Origin of the sequence: Bradyrhizobium sp. Tv2a-2 (assembly GCF_000472425.1) — a bacterium.
Taxonomy (GTDB): Bacteria; Pseudomonadota; Alphaproteobacteria; order Rhizobiales; family Xanthobacteraceae; genus Bradyrhizobium.
This window is the reverse complement of record NZ_AXAI01000001.1, coordinates 381321-398706: the sequence shown is the minus strand read 5'-3', so window position 1 is coordinate 398706 and position 17386 is coordinate 381321. Positions and strand designations below refer to the sequence as shown.

Genomic DNA, 17386 nt, shown 5'->3' with positions numbered 1-17386 from the left:
ATTGCCAGCACTTTCTCCGACCGTGACGGGGAACGTGTTCCCGGGATGCCCGTCGGCGCCGTCATTCTAGCCTAGCCGCGTTACTCTAGGGTACCCGCGACGGCATCTCTTCGAACTCAACGGGGTCGAAACACAGCGGCGCTGTTTTCTGCTCATCGCGGCTTCGCGCGAAGCCGCACGCCTGCGCCGGTCCGGTCGCTCGCGAAGGTGAACTCGATGTCGCATTCGCCTTCGAGATATTGCCGCAGTGTATCCAGCACGGCTTTGCGGCGCGGGTCGAGCCGGTCCGAGGGCGCGGCCGTCTCGAAGGTTGCGATTGCCTTCCGCGACACGCCCGCCTTCGGCCCCAGCTCGGTCTGGCTTAATCCGGGCAGCGCGCGCGCTGCTCGAAGCAAGGAAGGGGTCAGCAGGTTGTCGTCCATCGAGCCGTTGCTTCTGTAGGGCAGAATGTATCAGTTCTTCTGTCGGGGCTTCCGATGAGGCGAACCGTCACGCCTACGTTTCCCGCCGGGACGGCAGATACCTGTTTAGAGCGCGCTTGCCGGCTTGCCTGAGGCCGGGATCCAAGACAGCGTTTCGGATAACCCGGCGGGCGGCTGACCAGAGGGTCGCCGTCCGCCGGGCAGCCCGAATTGCGAGCTGGCATTGTGGCCGCGCCTGCAGGCCTGGCGGTCGAGCCGGTCCGCGATGAAGCCGATTTTGTGGAGCGCCGTGCGTTTCAGGACACGGCCGTTCTTCGATCAACATCACGCCGGACAACGAGTCCATGTTGGATCAACATCATCTGCCACGCGGTGAGGCGATCATCATCTTTGTGGCGCCGCCTTGGGGTGCCGCGCTCGATGAGGTCGAGGGACTTGATCTGCGCCGTATCGAACCTCAGATCACAGAGATCATCGCGCGGGTCGGCCAAGCGTATCCTGATCGCCAAATTCTGTTTGCAATTCAGGTCTACGAGAAGGTGAATGCGGAATCTTTGACCGAGGGGCGCACCAGGCTCGATTGGTCGATGCTCAAAAATCTACGACTTCGATGTTGCGGGGCGAAATCACGGCATTCTGCTCGGAACCAAAGGGTGGACACCCTGACGAGTTCGTCGAAGGCGGTTTGATGCTGTGCAAGGGGTGCCAAGGTCCGCTGGGGCCATTCGCGTCATTTTTGCCCGTACCCCAGATGTCCGCTATTCCCGCGCGATAGCCGACATGCGGACGATCGCTGAATTTCGTCGGTATAGGCCAACACCAGACCTCAGTCGATCACTCGGTCCGCACCAGTGAGCAGCGTTGGCGGAATGATCACACCAAGTGCCCTGGCCGTCTTAAGGTTGATAGCCAGAACGAGTTCAGTCGGCTGTTCCACAGGTACTTCCGTCACTTTGGCGCCTCGCAAGAGCTTCGCGACCAGACGAGCGCATTGACGAAAAACTGCGCTGAGACGGGGACCATAGGCAATCAGGCCGCCTGCCTCAACCTCTTCAGGCCATTGCAAAATGGCTGGCAGGCGATTCAGATCGAAGCGGTCACGGATCAGCGAACGAAGTGAGCCCCCCAGTAAAGGTGACGCCAAGACATTGACCGCCTCGACCGACGTCGCCTTCATGGCATCTACCGCCCGGATGACTTCCCCCTCAGACTGTGCGGCGTACGGAACGATCTCGATGCCGAACGCTAGAGCAGCACTTTCAAGAGCGTCGATGTTTCGTATTGGCTCGTGATCGGCAAATACAGCTATTTTTCGAGCTGCGGGGAGTGCCTCATGTAACAGCTCCAACCGCTTTACATCGAGCTGAAATGCGAAAATGGCGACACCGGTTGTGTTGCCATCGGGATGAGACATGGAGGCGACGAGCTTGCTGCCGAGCAAGTCATCTGCAAGCGCAACGATTGGAATGCGTTGAGTAGCTTTTTGTGCAGCGCGTGCTCCGTCGGCTCCGAATACCACGAGTACGTCCGGCCGCGCTTTGGTTAGTTCAACGGCGACCTCTTCGTAAGAAGCAGGGGCTACGCCAATGCCGCGACTATCAATCTCAAGGTTGTGGCCTTCCACAAATCCAGTTTCGCCAAGTTCATCGAGAAAGACTTGTGACGCCGCAGTTGCCAAGATTGCAATGCGATATCGCCCCCCGGTCAGTTGCGCGGAAGCTGCCAGCGGCCACGCCGCCGCCCCAGCAAAACCTCTGAGAAATTGCCGTCGCCTCATGCCCGCCCTCAAAATCGATGGGACCGCATTCTAGGCTCAATAGAACTTTGCGGAAGGGGTCAAAATTGGTCTGAGCAGCACCGATTTTCTTGGTGCGCGACAGAGTCTGTTGTGGGTCAATCACGTCATCTTTGGTCAGTTCGCTGGATGTCTGCTTATGCCCTGACAGCGGCGGAATAGCAGACATCCCTCAACTGCCGCTTGAGGCCAATTACGGACTCATGCGCCGCAGCAATTCGGGCCTGGCTCCCTTTAGAATTTGGTCCACTCCTCGATCGGCAACTCCACAAACACCAGCCAGCCGGTGCTCGTAACGCGCGCGTAGGCTGCCACAACTTCTTGATTGTTCATGTCGCGGGCGATGCGGGCCGACCCCATCGAAGCTGTCGTGCGCGCCTCCCGCACCTGGTCGAGGGATGACAAATCCCGCAGAGACTTGCCGACGCCGAAATCCGGATGCGCGATGATACGGCCCTCGGCATTAACGACATAGGCGACGCCTCGATCGCCGACCCTGGTGTGTTGCACGATCTCCCACATTGACTTGAGATTGAGTTCGACGACGCTCACGCCAGCGTCGCTCCGCCCACCGGCAAGCGCCAAAGTCATGTAAGGCTCCGACTCGCGACGCATATAAACTGGGCCGTAGTAGATTTTTCTGGCGACCGTTTCGGTGAATTTCGCTTCCTTCGAGTAGTCAGTGCCGCTGCCAACCACGTCCAGAGCCAGACGCGATACCTTGAGATATTCCTTGCCATGGGAATCGAGTAGCGACAGCTCGGTGATGGGAGGAGCCTGGCGCAGAAGCCGCAGCGCGTCGAACCGACGCTGATCGATAGAACCTGCCGTCGTCGGTAGTTGCGTGATCCACCCGACCTGGTTCTGAATCTCCTTAATGAACTGAGCAAGCTTGTCGGCGATGCCCTCGGCCTGCATTTGGATAATTTGGCTACGCAGGGCCCTGACGTCGGACTGGCCATTGGCCCGGAGCAATTGAGGTTCTACGGATATTTCCTGGGACGAAGACTTGCCGATAAAGTCGACCTTAGGGGGAGCGACTTCGGCCGCACAAACAGCGAAGCCAGCGCCGAGGCTGGCCAAGGCAAGCGCCCACGTCTGAGCGTGCTTGGTTTTCTTCCGCAGCATATTTTGGATCCTATGCTCCAGGAAAGATTTCGATCCGTAGCTGGCCATTGTCATGGAGTAACTTGCTGACCGCCTTTCACCGACGGTGATCAGTGTCTCGCTATACCGTGCAACAGGGTAGCCGAGGCTCAGGACCCGGACATCACAATCGATTTCAATTGCCAAGCGGAGCCGCCGCAGTTGCCACCAGAGCAGGGGATTCCAAGGCACGAAGGCGAGAAGGCAGAAGGCGATTGTCAGCAGTTGGGTGTCGTACGCGCCGAGATGAGACTGTTCATGCGCGATCACCAATTCTTGCTCGTCGGGAGGTAATTTTGTCAGCCAACGCGGCACGACAATACGGGGACGTAAAAAGCCAACAACGGCGGGGCCGCAGTCCTCCGATATGTAGACGGCCGTCCCGGCCATATGACCACGTTCCCAACGACGTCGGCTCCACGACAAATGGGCGACACCGGCGAGGATAACCAGCGAAAGAGCAATGGAAGCCATAGGCCAGGCCCAGTCCAGTAGCGTGGATACTCCGTCAGATAACGGGATTTGATCGGTGCCGATGACAGGCAACGCGAACAGCGACGGTTCGCTTGCCGTCGTTGGCGGGGGCGGGAGTACTTCGGAAGATGTCGCCCGATCGGCACGCGTCGCTTCCGGGATCTGCACCGACGCCTTGAAAGGGATGAAGACGATCGCGAGAGAAGCAACCATACACGTGGCCCACAGCCAACGCGCCGGCCTTTGTCGAATCCTCGCCGACCGCTCGAGCGCGAGGGCGGCCAAGCCCATCAGCAAGCTCACTACAAAGGAATAAAGCATCCAGGACAACATCTAGGTCTCCCTGGTGTCCGACTTGCTTTCCAGAAGCTTGCGCATGTTTCGGATCTGCTTTTCACTGAGCCTCTGATCCGAAACCAGATGGACGAAGAGTAATTCGGCCGATCCCTTGAATAGCTTGCGTGTCAGGTACCGCAGGGCACTTTTTTGCGCGGCAGTTTGCTTTACGGCGGCGAAATATCGATGGCCACGGCCCTCCGGCGCTCGGCTCACATATCCCTTGCCTTCGAGCGTCCGGAGGATCGTTAGCACGGTCGTGTACGCCAGTTCGTCTCTGAGTGCCGCTCGAACTTCCGCGACAAGAGACGGCCCGCGCTCCCAAAGCACCTCCATGACGTCGATTTCTCGATCCGTGAACTGGACGTCCATCCAATCGTTCCTACTAGATACATAGTAGATAATGTTGCGTTCCGTGTTAAATGTCAACGATGAGTATAGTAGTAAGCTCAAAAGAGGTGCGCTAAGGGGCTGGCGAGCCCTCAGGGCTCAAGTCCGCTTCGGGTCGATTCTGTTGACGATGTGTCTGCGACACGCAGGCTGGGATCGCGGACTCCCTGGAGTCACGCCCCCTTGACGCAAGGGGCGCACCTGCTCTTGTCTGATGCAAACTACCAGCGCCCACAGTCCCCAAAGTAGCCGCCATGGCGAAGACCTCGAAGCCGTCCGCCGACCGCACTGGCCAGATCTATCGTGCGCTGCGTCACGCGATCATGGAGCAGGCGCTGTCGCCTGGCGCCAAGCTGCCGGAAGACGCGATCGGCGAGCGCTTCGGCGCCAGCCGCACCATCGTCCGGCACGCGCTCGGCCAGCTCGCGGCCGAAGGGCTGGTGGAGCTGCGGCGCAACCGCGGCGCGGTGGTCGCGATGCCGGCCTGGGAAGAGGCTCGCGATATTTTCGACATTCGCCTCGGCCTGGAGCGGCTGGTGATGGCGCGGCTCGCCGGTCGCCTGGACCAGAAGCAGATCGCGCAATTGAAGGCGCATGTCGCCGAGGAGGAGCGGGCGCGCGGCGCCAACGAGCCATTGTCGATCAGGCTTGCCACGGAATTCCACATTGTGCTGGCCAACATGACGGGAAGTCCCGTGATCGCCCGCTATGTCAGCGAAATCTCGTCCCGCTGCGGCCTGATCCTGGCGCTCTACAGCCGGCCGCATTCCTCCGAATGTGCGGTGAGCGAGCATCGCGCTGTGATCGATGCGCTCGTCGCAGGCGATGTCGACACGGCGGTCGTGGTCATGGAGAGCCATCTCGAAGCGGTGGCGAACCGCGCGCTCATCATGCCTTCGACGCGGAAGAGCCTCGAGCTCAGCGATATCCTCGACAGCTATGCCGACGCGACGCCGTCGGTACGCGTTGCGGCGGCAAAGCCGCGGAAGCGCTAAAGCGCGATGAGATTGGGTGGGTTCGTCATCGCGCTTTAGGTTTACGATTGCGCATGATCGTTTCGGAAAATCGCTAGACGCTTTTCCGGATCATGCTTTAGGCGGACGGGATCTGCAGCTTCTCAAGCCTCGATGCCGTTGCGGACCAGGATGCGCTCGGCACTGTCGTTCCAGACGTCCATGCGCACGATCCTGCCGCCACGAACGACAAAGCGGTCGATGTAGCGATTGTCCTTGAACGGGGTGCCGTCCGGCCATTCGCCATAGAGCGTGCCGATGCTGTAAACGATGGTCTCCTCGCCGCCCGTCACGACGTCGAACCGCTCTATCGCCTTCTTCACCCAGCGGTAACGCTTGGCATTGAAGCCGATGCTGCCGCTCGGATGATCGAACGAGCGTCCGCCGGTGAAGGTCAGCTTGAAATCGGCGGCGATGTAGCTCGCCGCGCGCTCGGCATCGGGCTTCATGGATGCGTCAAGAAAAGCGCGGACAATCGCGACGTCGTCGGACGTCTGCGCGGAAGGGGCGGGGGCTGCGGCCGGCATGGCGATTCATCCTTCACGATTCCGGCCTTGAGCATGCGGCGGGACAAGCGGGAGGGAAAGCAAAAATCGCATGCATGATTGCATACAATTTCATCACGTTTCGTACGCGAGAATTTGTGTATCCGATCACAGCTCTCTTAAATCATTGAAATTACGTGATCTTCTGATTTTTCCTTCTTGGCACGGTGCTTGCCACAGCAGCGTCGCCCAAAAGGAGGATCCCCAATGCCAGTTACCTTGCGATCCCTGTCGCGGCGCGCGCTCCTGGTCGGCGCGGCAGTCGCGTTTTCGATGCCGGCGTTCGCCGAGGACACCATCAAATTCGGCCTGGTTGCGGCCATGTCCGGCCAGTCGGCCAAGTCGGGCGAGGCCATCATGCGCGGCCTTTCGCTCGCGATGGACGAGATCAATGCCAAGGGTGGCGTGCTCGGGAAGAAGCTCGAGCTGGTGGTCCGTGACGATGAGAGCAATCCGGCCAGGGGCGTGGTTGCCGCGCGCGAGCTGGTTCAGCGCGAGAAGGTCGCGGCGCTGTTTGGCGGCCTGGATACGCCGGTATCGATGGCGATCGTGCCCTTCGCCAATCAGAGCAGGGTGCCGTTCATGGGCGTGTGGGCGGCGGGCACGGCCATCACGCGCAATGGCGCCTCCGACAATTACGTCTTTCGCGTCTCCGCTGTCGACGCGCTGGTCGACCGCGCGCTGGTCGACTACGCTATCAAGAAAAACGCCATCAAGAAACCCGGGATGATCCTGATCAACAATTCCTGGGGCGAGTCGAACGAAGGCGGCCTGAAGGCGGCGCTGACCGACAAGGGCCTGCCCTTTGCCGGGATCGAGAAATTCCAGGATGCGGATGTCGATGTCGTTCCGCAGCTCACGCGCCTCAAGGATGAAGGCGCCGACGCGCTGTTCCTGGTCGCCAATGTCGCGCCGTCCTCGCAGGTCGTGAAGTCGCTGGATCGCATGGGCTGGAACGTGCCGATCATCTCGCATTGGGGCCCTGCCGGCGGTCGCTTCACCGAGCTTGCGGGCCCGAGCGCGGCGAACGTGCATTTCATCCAGACCTTCAGCTTCGCCGGCAAGATGTCGCCCAAGGCCGAAGCAGTGTTCGAGGCGCTGAAGAAGAAATATCCGGAAGTAAAGACACTCGCCGATGTGACGCCGGCGGTCGGCATCGCCAATGCCTATGATGCGATGCATCTGACAGCGATGGCGGTCGAAAAGGCCGGCTCGACTGATGGCACCAAAATCCGCGACGGCTTCTATGCGATCGACCGCTATGACGGCCTGATCAAGGCATATGACAAGCCGTTCTCGGAACAGAACCACGACGCGCTGAGTTCGGGCGATTACATCTTTACCCATTTCATCGAAGGCGAGATCGTGCCGCTCACCAACTAGCCTTTCGCGGGGTGCGACGTCGGCCGCACCCCGCATCAGCTCCAGGAAGCGGCCTCGATGCTGTTGTTCTCAGCAATCGTCAGCGGCATTGCCGTTGGCAGTATGTACGGCCTGATCGCGCTCGGGTACCACGTCACCTACGTGGTCTCGAGCACGGTCAACTTCGCGCAAGGATCCTGCGTGATGCTGGGAGCCGTGCTCGGCTATGTCCTGGGGATCCGCCTGGGCCTGCCGATGCCGCTCGCGATCGTCCTTTCCATTCTGCTCTGCGGCCTGTTCGGCCTCGTCGTCGAGCGCCTGCTGGTCCGGCCGTTCGCCGAACGCGGATCGAGCGCGTGGCTGATGGCGACGGTTGCGGGTGGCATCGTCGTCGACAACGTCGTGCTCTTCACATTCGGCAAGGAGCCGCGCGGTTTTCCGTCATTCCTCGCCGCGAAGCCGATCGAAATCTTCGGCATGGGCGTCTTTCCGCTGCAGATCGTGATCCCGCTGGTCGGGCTTGGTCTTGCCGTGATCCTGCAGTTCGCGTTTCAGCGGACCGCAAAGGGCAAGGCGATGCTGGCCGTCGTGCAGAACAAGCGCGCGGCGCAATTGATGGGCATCAATGTTCGCCGCGCCGTCGCGCTCTCCTTCGCGTTGTCGACAGCGCTGGCGGGATTGGCGGGCATCCTGATCGCGCCCTTGTTCAGCGTACAGTCGGATATGGGCACGCTGTTCGGCATCAAGGCTTTTGCAGCGGCGATCCTTGGCGGCATTGGCTCGGCCTGGGGTGTGATGCTGGCCGGCATCCTCTACGGCCTGATCGAGGCACTGGTCACCTCGTTTGCCGGATCGAGCTATACCCAGATCGTGGCCTTCGCCGTCGTCATCGCCGCCCTGGCCATTCGCCCGAACGGACTGCTCGGCCGTGCCGGAACGCGAAAGGTCTAGCATGGCGCCGAAGCGAATGCCGCCATCGACTGGGACGCTGGCGATTGTCATCATCGCGGCTGCCGCGATCGCGGTCGCGCTGGCGTCGGAAAGCTACACCCAGTTCGTGCTGGCGCTCGTCGCGCTGACGACGATCGTGGGCGTCGGGCTGAACGTCCTTCTCGGCTTGAGCGGGCAGGTCTCGCTCGGCCATGTCGGCTTCTATGCGATCGGCGCCTATGTGTCGGCCATCCTGCTCGGTAAGGGTATCAGTTTCTGGCTGGCGCTGCCACTCGCGGGCGCGCTGGCCGGTTGCATCGGCATCTTGCTCGCGTTGCCGGCATTGCGTGTGGCGGGACCTTATCTCGCGATGATCACCATCGCCTTTGCCTTCATTGTCCAGCATGGGACGATCGAATGGAAGTCGCTCACTGGCGGCCAGAACGGGCTGATGGGATTTGCGGCGCCGTCCTTCATCGGACTGCCGTTCGCGGAGCGGGAGAGCGCAATCCTCTCGGTGCTGCTCGCCGCCGCATCGCTGTTCCTGTTCCGGCGCCTCTCGTTGAGCGGATGGGGCCGGGCGATGGTCGCGGTGCGCGACAGCGAGACCGCGGCGCGATCGATCGGGCTCAATCCCGTCGCCATCAAGACTGCGTCCTTTGCCATCTCTGCCGCCTTTGCCGGTCTCGCCGGCGCTGTGTATTCGCCGTTGATGATGTTCGTCGCGCCTGACTCCTTTCCGTTCTCGCAATCGATCCTGTTCCTGCTCGCGGTAATGGTCGGAGGCGCCGGCGCGCAATTCGGGCCGGCGGTCGGAGCAGCGATCACTGTGCTGCTGCCCGAATTGTTGTCGCAACTGGCCGAATACCGGCTGTTGTTCGTCGGTGCGTTGCTGTTGGCTGTGCTGTGGGCCGCTCCATCGGGCGTTATGGGCCTGTTGGCTCGTTTTGTGCCGAGGCGGGAGCGCAAGCCTGATGCGGCGCCTGTAGACATCGATTTGCGCGCTTTTCTCGGACGCGGCGGTGCCACGGAGGAGCTGATCGTCAAGGGTGTTGGTATTTCCTTCGGCGGCGTGAAAGCCGCAACCAATGTCAGCTTTGTCGCTCATCCCGGCCGCATCACCAGCCTGATCGGGCCGAACGGCGCCGGCAAATCCACCGTTCTCAATGTGATCGGCGGCTTCTATCAGCCCGACAGAGGTAGCGTGACGCGCGGCGGCGTCGAGCTCGCGGGCCTGCCTGCCTGGCGCGTCGCGCGCAACGGCATCGCCAGGACCTATCAGACCACGCAATTGTTCGGCGCCATGACCGTGCTGGATAACATCTTGATCGCACTTCGCGGCGGGCGGCTCGGACATCCGCTCAGCGCGCTGGCTGGGGCGGCTGACGAAGACATCGCACGCGCACTGCTCGCCTTCGCCGGCTATGGCGGCCGCACCGATCTTGAAGCGCGTTATCTCGCCCATGTCGATCTTCGCCTGGTCGAGATTGCGCGCGCGCTGGCGACGCGACCGCGCGTGCTGCTGCTCGACGAGCCGGCGGCGGGGCTCTTGCGATCCGACAAGAACGAGCTCGGTGAGCTTCTCAAGAAGATCGCCACAAGCGGCATCGCCGTGATCCTGGTCGAGCATGACATGCAGCTCGTAATGACGGTCTCCGACCATATCGTGGTGCTCGACGCTGGCGAGGTGATCGCGTCCGGCGGGCCCGCCCAGATTCGTAGCAATCCTGCCGTGCTCAAAGCCTATCTCGGCGCGAGCGACATGCAGGCGCGCCCGCGTCCGGTTCCCTGGACGGCACCACCGGGCGAGGTTGTGCTCTCGTCCCTCAAGCTCGATGCCGGATACGGCGCGGCGCCAGTGCTGGAGAACGTCTCGCTCTCGGTACGCGCCGGTGAGATGGTCGCGCTGCTGGGCGCCAACGGCGCCGGCAAGTCAACCGCGATGCAGGCGATGACCGGGCTTTTGCGTCCCGTCGAGGGGTCGATCATTCTCAACGACGAACGCATCGACAGTCTTCCGGCCTATTTGATCGCGGCGCGCGGACTGGCGCTGGTGCCGGAAGGACGGCAGATGTTCACCGAACTCAGCGTGCTCGACAATATGCTGCTCGGCGCCTACACGCGTCCCGACGCCGATCTGCGCGCCGAGGCCGAAGCGCTGTTGCGCCGCTTCCCGCGGCTGCGCGATCGCATCGACACGCGGGCGGGGCTCTTGTCCGGCGGTGAACAGCAAATGGTTGCGATCGCGCGCGCGTTGATGGCCAAGCCTAAAATCCTGCTGCTCGACGAGCCCTCGCTTGGGCTTGCTCCGGCGATGATCAGCGAATTGTTCGCGGTGCTTGCCGATCTTCGCGACGAAGGCGTCACCATCCTGCTGGTCGACCAGATGGCGACGCTTGCGCTTAAAGTGGCCGACCGCGGCTATGTCCTGCAATCGGGCAGGATCGTGCAGGAGGATTCGGCTGCGGCGCTGGCGCACGATCCGGCGCTGGAGGCCGCCTATCTCGGCAGACTGGAGACAGTTGAGTAGCGATGGTTGACGATTTCATCCTGCGCCATGCGAGGATTGCCGGACGCGGCAACGATCCCTTCGATATTGCGATCAGCAACGGCATCATCGCCGAGATCGCGCCCCACATCGCCTCGGACTTGCGCAGTGAGGATGCCGTCGGCTGCCTCGTGCTGCCGGGCTTTGTCGACAGCCATATCCATCTCGACAAATCCTGCATTCTCGACCGCTGCCGCATCGAGCAGGGTACCTTGCAGGAGGCGATCAGCCAGGTTGCCGCGGCCAAGCGCGACTTCACCGAAGAGGATGTTTATGCACGCGCGTCGCGCACGCTAGAGAAGGCAATTCCGCAAGGCACGACCGCGATGCGGACCCATGTCGAGGTCGATGCCCGCATCGGCCTTACCAGCTTCAACGCCGTCCGGAAGCTGAAGGACGACTATGCCTGGGCGATCGACCTCGAGCTTTGTGTTTTTCCGCAGGAGGGCCTGATCAACGATCCCGGAACGGAGGAGGCGCTGGTCGCGGCCTGCGAGCAGGGCGCTGATTTGATCGGTGGCTGTCCGTATGCCGACAACGACCGCACCCAGCATATCGACCGCATCTTCACGCTGGCGCGGTGCTACGATATCGACATCGACTTCCATCTCGATTTCGATCTCGATCCGTCCTGGACCGACATGAAAGAGGTGTGCCGCCAGGCCGACGCTCATCGCTATGGTGGCCGCGTTGCGATCGGCCACGTCACCAAATTATCGGCGATGCCGAGAGGCGAATTCGAGATCTGGGCGCGACGGCTCGCCGATGCCGGTGTCGCTGTCACGGTGTTGCCATCGACCGATCTGTTCCTGACCGGCCGCGGTCACGATCACGATATTCCCCGTGGTGTTACTCATGCTCATAGACTCTCGGCTCACGGCGTGACCTGCTCGCTTGCGACCAACAATGTGCTGAACCCGTTCACTCCGTTCGGCGACTGCTCGCTGATCCGGATTGCCAATCTCTACGCCAATGTGGCCCAGCTCGGCGATGCACCGGCACTCTGTTCCTGCTTCGACATGGTGACGAGAGGGCCTGCGTCGCTGATGAACCTCAGTCACTACGGCATCGAAATCGGAAATCCCGCCGATCTCGTCTTGCTTGATTGCACCGAGGCGGCCTCAGCGGTAGCGGAGATTGTGCAGCCATTATCCGGATACAAGCGGGGCCACCGTAGCTTCACCCGTGCGCGGCCGTTGCTGCACCGGCCATAGCGGTTGCGTTGCCGGATGTCACCCGTTGCATGGCTCCTCACATAGCCTGCATTTGACTTCTGCGACATCTGAATTTTATCTGTGCTTTGCCAATGCGATCGACGCGGCAAGCCGAGCTGCACGATTCTTCGGCAACCGAAGCCGCGCGTTTCATCAAGGAGAGCGACCGCCATGCGCCAGATCAACGTAGCAGCCGCCCAGATGGGGCCGATCCAGCGCGCCGAGGGTCGCGAAGTCGTCGTCAAGCGCATGCTGGCGCTGATGGATGAAGCCAAGGGCAAAGGCGCAGATCTCATCGTCTATCCGGAACTCGCCCTTACGACGTTCTTCCCGCGCTGGTATGTCGAGGATCAGGCACAAGTCGACGCCTGGTTCGAGCACGACATGCCGAACGACGCAGTGCGTCCCCTGTTCGAGCGCGCGGCAAAATATGAGATGGCGATGAACCTCGGCTATGCCGAGCTCACGCCCGACGGCCATCATTTCAACACGGCGATCCTGACCGATCGCAGCGGCAAGATCATCGGCAAATACCGCAAGATCCATTTGCCGGGACATGCCGAGTTCGATCCGGAGCGCGCCTTCCAGCACCTGGAGAAGCGCTATTTCGAGCCGGGCGATCTCGGCTTTCCAGTGTGGCGCAATCTCGGCGGCATCTTCGGCATGGCGGTCTGTAACGATCGGCGCTGGCCGGAGACCTATCGCGTGATGGGCCTGCAGGGTGTCGAGATGGTGCTGATCGGCTACAACACACCGTCAGTCAATTCGCAGAAGAGCGAGGAGGGCCCGGAGAAGCGGCTGTTTCACAACCGCCTCTCGGTGCAGGCCGGCGCCTACCAGAACTCCTGCTGGGTAGTCGCGGTGGCCAAGGCCGGCGTCGAGGACGGCTTCCCGCTGATCGGCGGCAGCCTGATCGTCAATCCCGACGGCGAGATCGTGGCCGAAGCCAAAACCGAGCGCGACGAGCTGGTCCTGCACGCTTGCGACCTCGATGCCACCGTTTTCGGCAAGAAGACGATCTTCGATTTCGCCCGCCACCGCCGCATCGAGCATTATGGCCTGATCACCAGCCGCACCGGCGCGATCCCGCCGCCGTGATTCGGATAGGTCAGGCGAACCGCACCGCGCCAAGCGCCATGGTGACCGCGGCTTGGGTTGGATCGATCGCGGGAATGCCGAGCGCTTCCTCAAGCATCTTGCGGTGACGAGCCATGCCGGCACAGCCCATCACGATGGCGCCCGCGCCATCTTCCTCCTTCAGCGCCCGCCCCACCGAGATCATCCTCGCAAGTGTGCCTTCGCCTGACGCGGTTTCCGCGACGCTCATGTCCAGCGGACGCTCGCCGGCGAGGCGGTCCATCAAGCCCATCTGGCGCAGATACCGAAGATGACGGCGGATCGAGCGCTGCGCGATGGCGATGACGCCAAAGGTCTCCGCGCGGGTCAGTGCCGTCAGCACGCCGCATTCGGCGATGCCGAGCACGGGCCGCGTGGTCGCCTCGCGGCAGACGTGCAGGCCGGGATCGCTGTAGCAGGCAATCACGAAGGCTGCCGACGAATGATCGCTCGCAACGAACTGCCGCAGCGGCATCGCAACGCCGTCGACATCAGCCTGGCTCTCGACACCGTACGGGCCCTCTGCGAGAGTTTCGCACACGATCTCCGGACCATCTTCAAACATCAGCGGCTTCAGCGCCTCCGCGATCCCCGCCGTGACCACGCGGTTCGAATTTGGGTTGATGACCATGATGCGCGGCCGGGACATGGGAGGTTCCTGCTTCATCTGTGTTGACGGCGCGAAAAAGAAGCAATCACTATGCCATGGGCAGCATGAAGGGGTCTTGCGCCCAGCGCAAGAGTGCCGCTACGAGGCGAGCGGATTTGCGCAGCCGATCCAGAGTTACCGTCACGGAGACTGTCATGACCGAGCCCGCCTACGATCTGATCATCCGGGGAGGGCGCGTCGCCACCACCACCGATACGTTCGAGGCCGATGTCGCTGTTGCGGGCGAGACCATCGCCGCGATCGGCCGCGGGCTCGGCCCCGCCAAGCTCGAAATTGACGCGCGCGGCAAGCTGGTGCTTCCGGGTGGCGTCGACAGTCATTGCCATATCGAGCAGCTCTCCGCTGCAGGCATCATGAATGCCGATACCTTTGAAAGTGCCACCACCTCGGCAGCGTTCGGCGGTACCACCTCCGTCATCTCCTTTGCGGCCCAGCATGTCGGCATGCAGTTGCCGCAGGTGCTGGAGGAATACCATGCGCTCGCGCGCAAGGGCGCCGTGATCGATTACGCCTTCCACATGATCATCGCCGATCCGACCAGGGAGACGCTGGAACGGGACCTGCCGGAATTGATCCGCAAGGGTCACGGCTCGATCAAGATCTTCATGACCTATGACCGGCTCAAGATCGATGACGAGCCCCTGCTCGATATCCTCGTGGCGGCGCGCGAGGGCGGTGCGATGCTGTGCGCGCATGCCGAGAACCACGGCATCATTTCCTGGATGGTGAAACGCCTGCTTGCCCGCGGTTACACCGATCCGAAATACCACGCTATCAGCCATGCGCGCTTCTCCGAGGCCGAGGCCTTCAACCGCCTGATCGGCATGGCGGCGCTGGTCGACCAGCCGATCATGATCTTCCATGTCTCGACGGCCGAAGGCGCCAAGGTGATCCGCGACGCGCGCGGCGAGGGATTGAAGGTGTTCGCCGAGACCTGCCCGCAATATCTGTTCCTGACTGCCGACGACCTCGACAAGCCGGGCGTGGAAGGCGTGAAATGGATGTGCAGCCCGCCGCCGCGGCGCGCCGCCGACCAGGAGGCGCTGTGGCAGGCGCTGAGGCTCGGCGATCTCCAGACCATTTCGTCGGATCACGCGCCATATCGTTTCGACGAGACCGGCAAGCTGCGCGCGGGGCCGACGCCGAATTTCAAGCAGGTCGCCAACGGCCTGCCGGGCCTGGAGATGCGACTGCCGCTGCTGTTCGACGCCATGGTATCGAAGGGGCGGCTCGGCCTGGAAAAGTTTGTCGAGCTCACCGCGACGGCACCGGCGAAGATCTACAATCTGCATCCGCGCAAGGGCTCGATTGCCGTCGGCGCCGAGGCCGACATCGCGATCTGGGATCCCGGTCGCCGCGTCACCATCTGCGACGAGATGATGCATGATCGTGCAGGCTACACGCCTTTCGCCGGCCGGACTTTGCAGGGCTGGCCGGTGACCGTGTTGTCGCGCGGCCGCGTCATCGTCGAGGGCGGGAAATTGTCTGCGCCGCCTGGCTCCGGCCGTTTCCTCGCTCGAAGTGGTGGCGAGGCGGCGAAGCCGACGGGACGGCTCGTGGCCGACATGGATCCGGAGCAGAATTTTGGCGCGAAACTGCTGTAGGCGGGTTTCGCGATGAGGGTCGTGATCTTCGGCGGCGCGGGCTTCGTCGGCCTCAACATTGCCCGCTTGCTGCTCGAGCGCGGACACGGGGTGACACTGTTCGATCGCGCGGAGCTGCCGCCAATGGCGCGACGGGTCTTTGCGCCGCATGCCGAGCGGTTGCGCGTGCTGCAGGGTGATGTCACAGACGCTGCCGGGGTCGCAGCCGCGATCGGCGATGGATGCGATGCGATCGTGTTGGCGGCTGCGATCACCGCGGGACCCGCGCGCGACGCCGCTGAGCCGGGGCGTATCCTCGCGGTCAACTTGCTGGCTCAGGTGCCGGTGCTTGAGGCTGCGCGGCATGCCAGGGTGCGACGAGTGATCAACCTGTCGTCGGCGGCAGCCTATGGCACCAGTGGCCAGCACTATCCGTTGCTTGAGGAGACGACACCCTGCGAGCCGCAATCGCTTTATGCGATCACCAAATTTGCGTCGGAGCGTGTGACGGCGCGGCTCGCTGATCTCTGGCAGAGCGATGTCGTCAGCGTTCGGCTGTCGGGCGTGTTCGGGCCGTTCGAGCGTCCCGGCGGCGTGCGTGACACACCGTCGCCGCAGGCCTTGATTGTCGATTGCCTGGCGCGCGGCGTCCCGGCGCTGCTCGACGATCAGGGAATGCGCGACTGGGTCTATGCGACTGATGTCGCTGAAGCTGTCGCATTGCTGATCGCGGCCGTAAAGCCGCGCCACACCCTCTACAATATCTCGAGCGGCGTATCCTTCACCGCGGAAGCCTGGGGACAGGCGTTGGCGGCGCTCCGGCCCGGCTTTGTCTGTCGCATCGCCGGTCCTGACGAGAAGGCGACAGTGACCGTTCATGGACCAGCGCGTGCGCCGTTGGCGGTCGCGCGGCTGCGAGATGAATTCGGTTGGCGCGCGCGCTTCGATTGTGAGGTATCAGCCGCGGATATGTGCCACTGGTTGCGTGATCATCACGACGGAGTTTGAGATGAAACTGGCGGGACGGGTGGCGATCATCACCGGCGGCGGCTCCGGCATTGGCCGGGCCGGCGCGGCGCTGTTCGCGCGCGAAGGCGCTTTTGCTGCGCTGGTCGATCGCGACGGCAATGGCGTTGCGGAGACCTTGGCCATGCTGCGCGAAAGCGGCGGCGAGGGCAGCATTCACGTCGGCGATGTCGGTGACGCGGATTTCGCGCGGCTTACCGTCGAGGGCGTTGCCGCAAGCCGCGGCCGGCTCGATGTGCTGATGACAGCTGCCGGCTTCTCTTGCGGCGGCACGGTGGTCGACACTGACCCTGCCGATTGGGACGCCGTATTCCGCGCCAATGTCGGCGGCACCTGGCTCTGGGCACGTGCGGCAGTGCCGATCATGCAACGCCAGCGCAAAGGGGCGATCATCACGCTGGCGTCGCAACTGGCGATCGCGGGCGGCAAGGGCAACAGCGCCTATATCGCCGCCAAGGGCGCCATCATCGGCCTGACCCGTACCATGGCGGTCGATTTTGCGACCGACGGCATCCGCGTCAATGCGCTCGCGCCGGGCGCGATCGACACGCCGCTCTTGCGCCACAGTTTTGCCCGCCATGCCGATCCGGACGCGGTGCGAGAGGCTTCGCTGCAACGCCACGCCATGAAACGTTTCGGCCGGGCCGAGGAGATCGCGGCCGCGGCGCTTTACCTCGCCAGCGACGACTCATCCTTCACCACCGGCGTCGTTCTGCCGGTCGATGGCGGCTGGCTGGCCGCCTGATCAATGCCGGGCCCTCGACAAATTGGTATTTTGGTCCCTGGCTTGCTTTGCTAAGGTTCGGGGGCCGGGTC

Annotated in this window: 17 protein-coding genes; 10 read left to right on the top strand and 7 right to left on the bottom strand. The window is 62.5% G+C overall.

The window, feature by feature from the left end:
* Positions 1 to 152: 152 nt before the first annotated feature.
* Positions 153 to 422 carry a transcriptional regulator gene (locus A3AI_RS0101885; RefSeq protein WP_024513946.1) on the bottom strand — a complete coding sequence of 90 codons (270 nt, stop codon included), beginning with the start codon at positions 420 to 422 and terminating at the stop codon, positions 153 to 155.
* A 344-nt stretch (positions 423 to 766) separates the two neighbouring features.
* Between A3AI_RS0101885 and A3AI_RS0101880 the strand changes: the two genes are divergently transcribed.
* Positions 767 to 1111, top strand: coding sequence for a hypothetical protein (locus A3AI_RS0101880; protein ID WP_024513945.1), 345 nt, complete (start codon positions 767 to 769; stop codon positions 1109 to 1111).
* Between the two features lie 137 nt (positions 1112 to 1248).
* On the opposite strand, the gene A3AI_RS0101875 is transcribed toward A3AI_RS0101880, so the two are convergent.
* From A3AI_RS0101875 to A3AI_RS0101865, 4 genes are all read right to left on the bottom strand, one after another.
* Positions 1249 to 2100, bottom strand: coding sequence for an ABC transporter substrate-binding protein (locus A3AI_RS0101875; protein WP_245286807.1), 852 nt, complete (start codon positions 2098 to 2100; stop codon positions 1249 to 1251).
* Positions 2066 to 2386, bottom strand: a complete 321-nt coding sequence (locus A3AI_RS49155) for a hypothetical protein (protein ID WP_245286806.1) — start codon at positions 2384 to 2386, stop codon at positions 2066 to 2068. The genes A3AI_RS0101875 and A3AI_RS49155 overlap by 35 nt, the downstream gene beginning before the upstream one ends.
* 65 nt (positions 2387 to 2451) lie before the next feature.
* A complete protein-coding gene (locus A3AI_RS45055; RefSeq protein ID WP_502685723.1) occupies positions 2452 to 3753 on the bottom strand; it encodes a M56 family metallopeptidase in 1302 nt (433 codons plus the stop codon).
* Between the two features lie 417 nt (positions 3754 to 4170).
* On the bottom strand, positions 4171 to 4545 hold the full coding sequence (locus A3AI_RS0101865) for a BlaI/MecI/CopY family transcriptional regulator (protein WP_024513942.1): 375 nt from the start codon (positions 4543 to 4545) through the stop codon (positions 4171 to 4173).
* A 272-nt stretch (positions 4546 to 4817) separates the two neighbouring features.
* Between A3AI_RS0101865 and A3AI_RS0101860 the strand changes: the two genes are divergently transcribed.
* Positions 4818 to 5558, top strand: coding sequence for a GntR family transcriptional regulator (locus A3AI_RS0101860; protein ID WP_024513941.1), 741 nt, complete (start codon positions 4818 to 4820; stop codon positions 5556 to 5558).
* 122 nt (positions 5559 to 5680) lie between these two features.
* On the opposite strand, the gene A3AI_RS0101855 is transcribed toward A3AI_RS0101860, so the two are convergent.
* Positions 5681 to 6103 (bottom strand): nuclear transport factor 2 family protein, encoded by a 423-nt coding sequence (locus A3AI_RS0101855; protein WP_024513940.1) that lies wholly within the window; start codon positions 6101 to 6103, stop codon positions 5681 to 5683.
* 225 nt (positions 6104 to 6328) lie between these two features.
* Between A3AI_RS0101855 and A3AI_RS0101850 the strand changes: the two genes are divergently transcribed.
* The 5 genes from A3AI_RS0101850 (at position 6329) to A3AI_RS0101830 (ending at position 13273) form a co-directional block, all read left to right on the top strand.
* A complete protein-coding gene (locus A3AI_RS0101850) occupies positions 6329 to 7504 on the top strand; it encodes an ABC transporter substrate-binding protein (RefSeq protein WP_024513939.1) in 1176 nt (391 codons plus the stop codon).
* Between the two features lie 60 nt (positions 7505 to 7564).
* A complete protein-coding gene (locus tag A3AI_RS0101845) occupies positions 7565 to 8434 on the top strand; it encodes a branched-chain amino acid ABC transporter permease (RefSeq protein WP_024513938.1) in 870 nt (289 codons plus the stop codon).
* A 1-nt stretch (position 8435) separates the two neighbouring features.
* Complete coding sequence (locus A3AI_RS0101840; protein ID WP_024513937.1) at positions 8436 to 10943, top strand: branched-chain amino acid ABC transporter ATP-binding protein/permease; 2508 nt, start codon at positions 8436 to 8438, stop codon at positions 10941 to 10943.
* A 2-nt stretch (positions 10944 to 10945) separates the two neighbouring features.
* Positions 10946 to 12175 carry an amidohydrolase family protein gene (locus tag A3AI_RS0101835; RefSeq protein ID WP_024513936.1) on the top strand — a complete coding sequence of 410 codons (1230 nt, stop codon included), beginning with the start codon at positions 10946 to 10948 and terminating at the stop codon, positions 12173 to 12175.
* A 171-nt stretch (positions 12176 to 12346) separates the two neighbouring features.
* Positions 12347 to 13273 carry an N-carbamoyl-D-amino-acid hydrolase gene (locus A3AI_RS0101830; protein WP_024513935.1) on the top strand — a complete coding sequence of 309 codons (927 nt, stop codon included), beginning with the start codon at positions 12347 to 12349 and terminating at the stop codon, positions 13271 to 13273.
* A 10-nt stretch (positions 13274 to 13283) separates the two neighbouring features.
* Here A3AI_RS0101830 and A3AI_RS0101825 read toward each other — a convergent pair whose 3' ends face one another.
* The gene (locus A3AI_RS0101825) at positions 13284 to 13940 is read right to left on the bottom strand and encodes an aspartate/glutamate racemase family protein (protein WP_024513934.1); all 657 of its coding nucleotides are present in this window, start codon (positions 13938 to 13940) and stop codon (positions 13284 to 13286) included.
* Between the two features lie 155 nt (positions 13941 to 14095).
* On the opposite strand from A3AI_RS0101825, the gene hydA reads away from it, so the two are divergent.
* From hydA to A3AI_RS0101810, 3 genes are read left to right on the top strand one after another with little or no spacing between them, the layout of a single operon-like run.
* Positions 14096 to 15565: a dihydropyrimidinase gene (gene hydA, locus A3AI_RS0101820; protein ID WP_024513933.1), complete on the top strand. Its 1470-nt coding sequence runs from the start codon at positions 14096 to 14098 to the stop codon at positions 15563 to 15565.
* 12 nt (positions 15566 to 15577) lie between these two features.
* Entirely contained in the window at positions 15578 to 16552 is a 975-nt protein-coding gene (locus A3AI_RS0101815) for an NAD-dependent epimerase/dehydratase family protein (protein WP_024513932.1), read from the top strand.
* 1 nt (position 16553) lies between these two features.
* Positions 16554 to 17315 (top strand): SDR family oxidoreductase, encoded by a 762-nt coding sequence (locus tag A3AI_RS0101810; RefSeq protein WP_024513931.1) that lies wholly within the window; start codon positions 16554 to 16556, stop codon positions 17313 to 17315.
* The last annotated feature ends 71 nt before the right edge of the window (positions 17316 to 17386 follow it).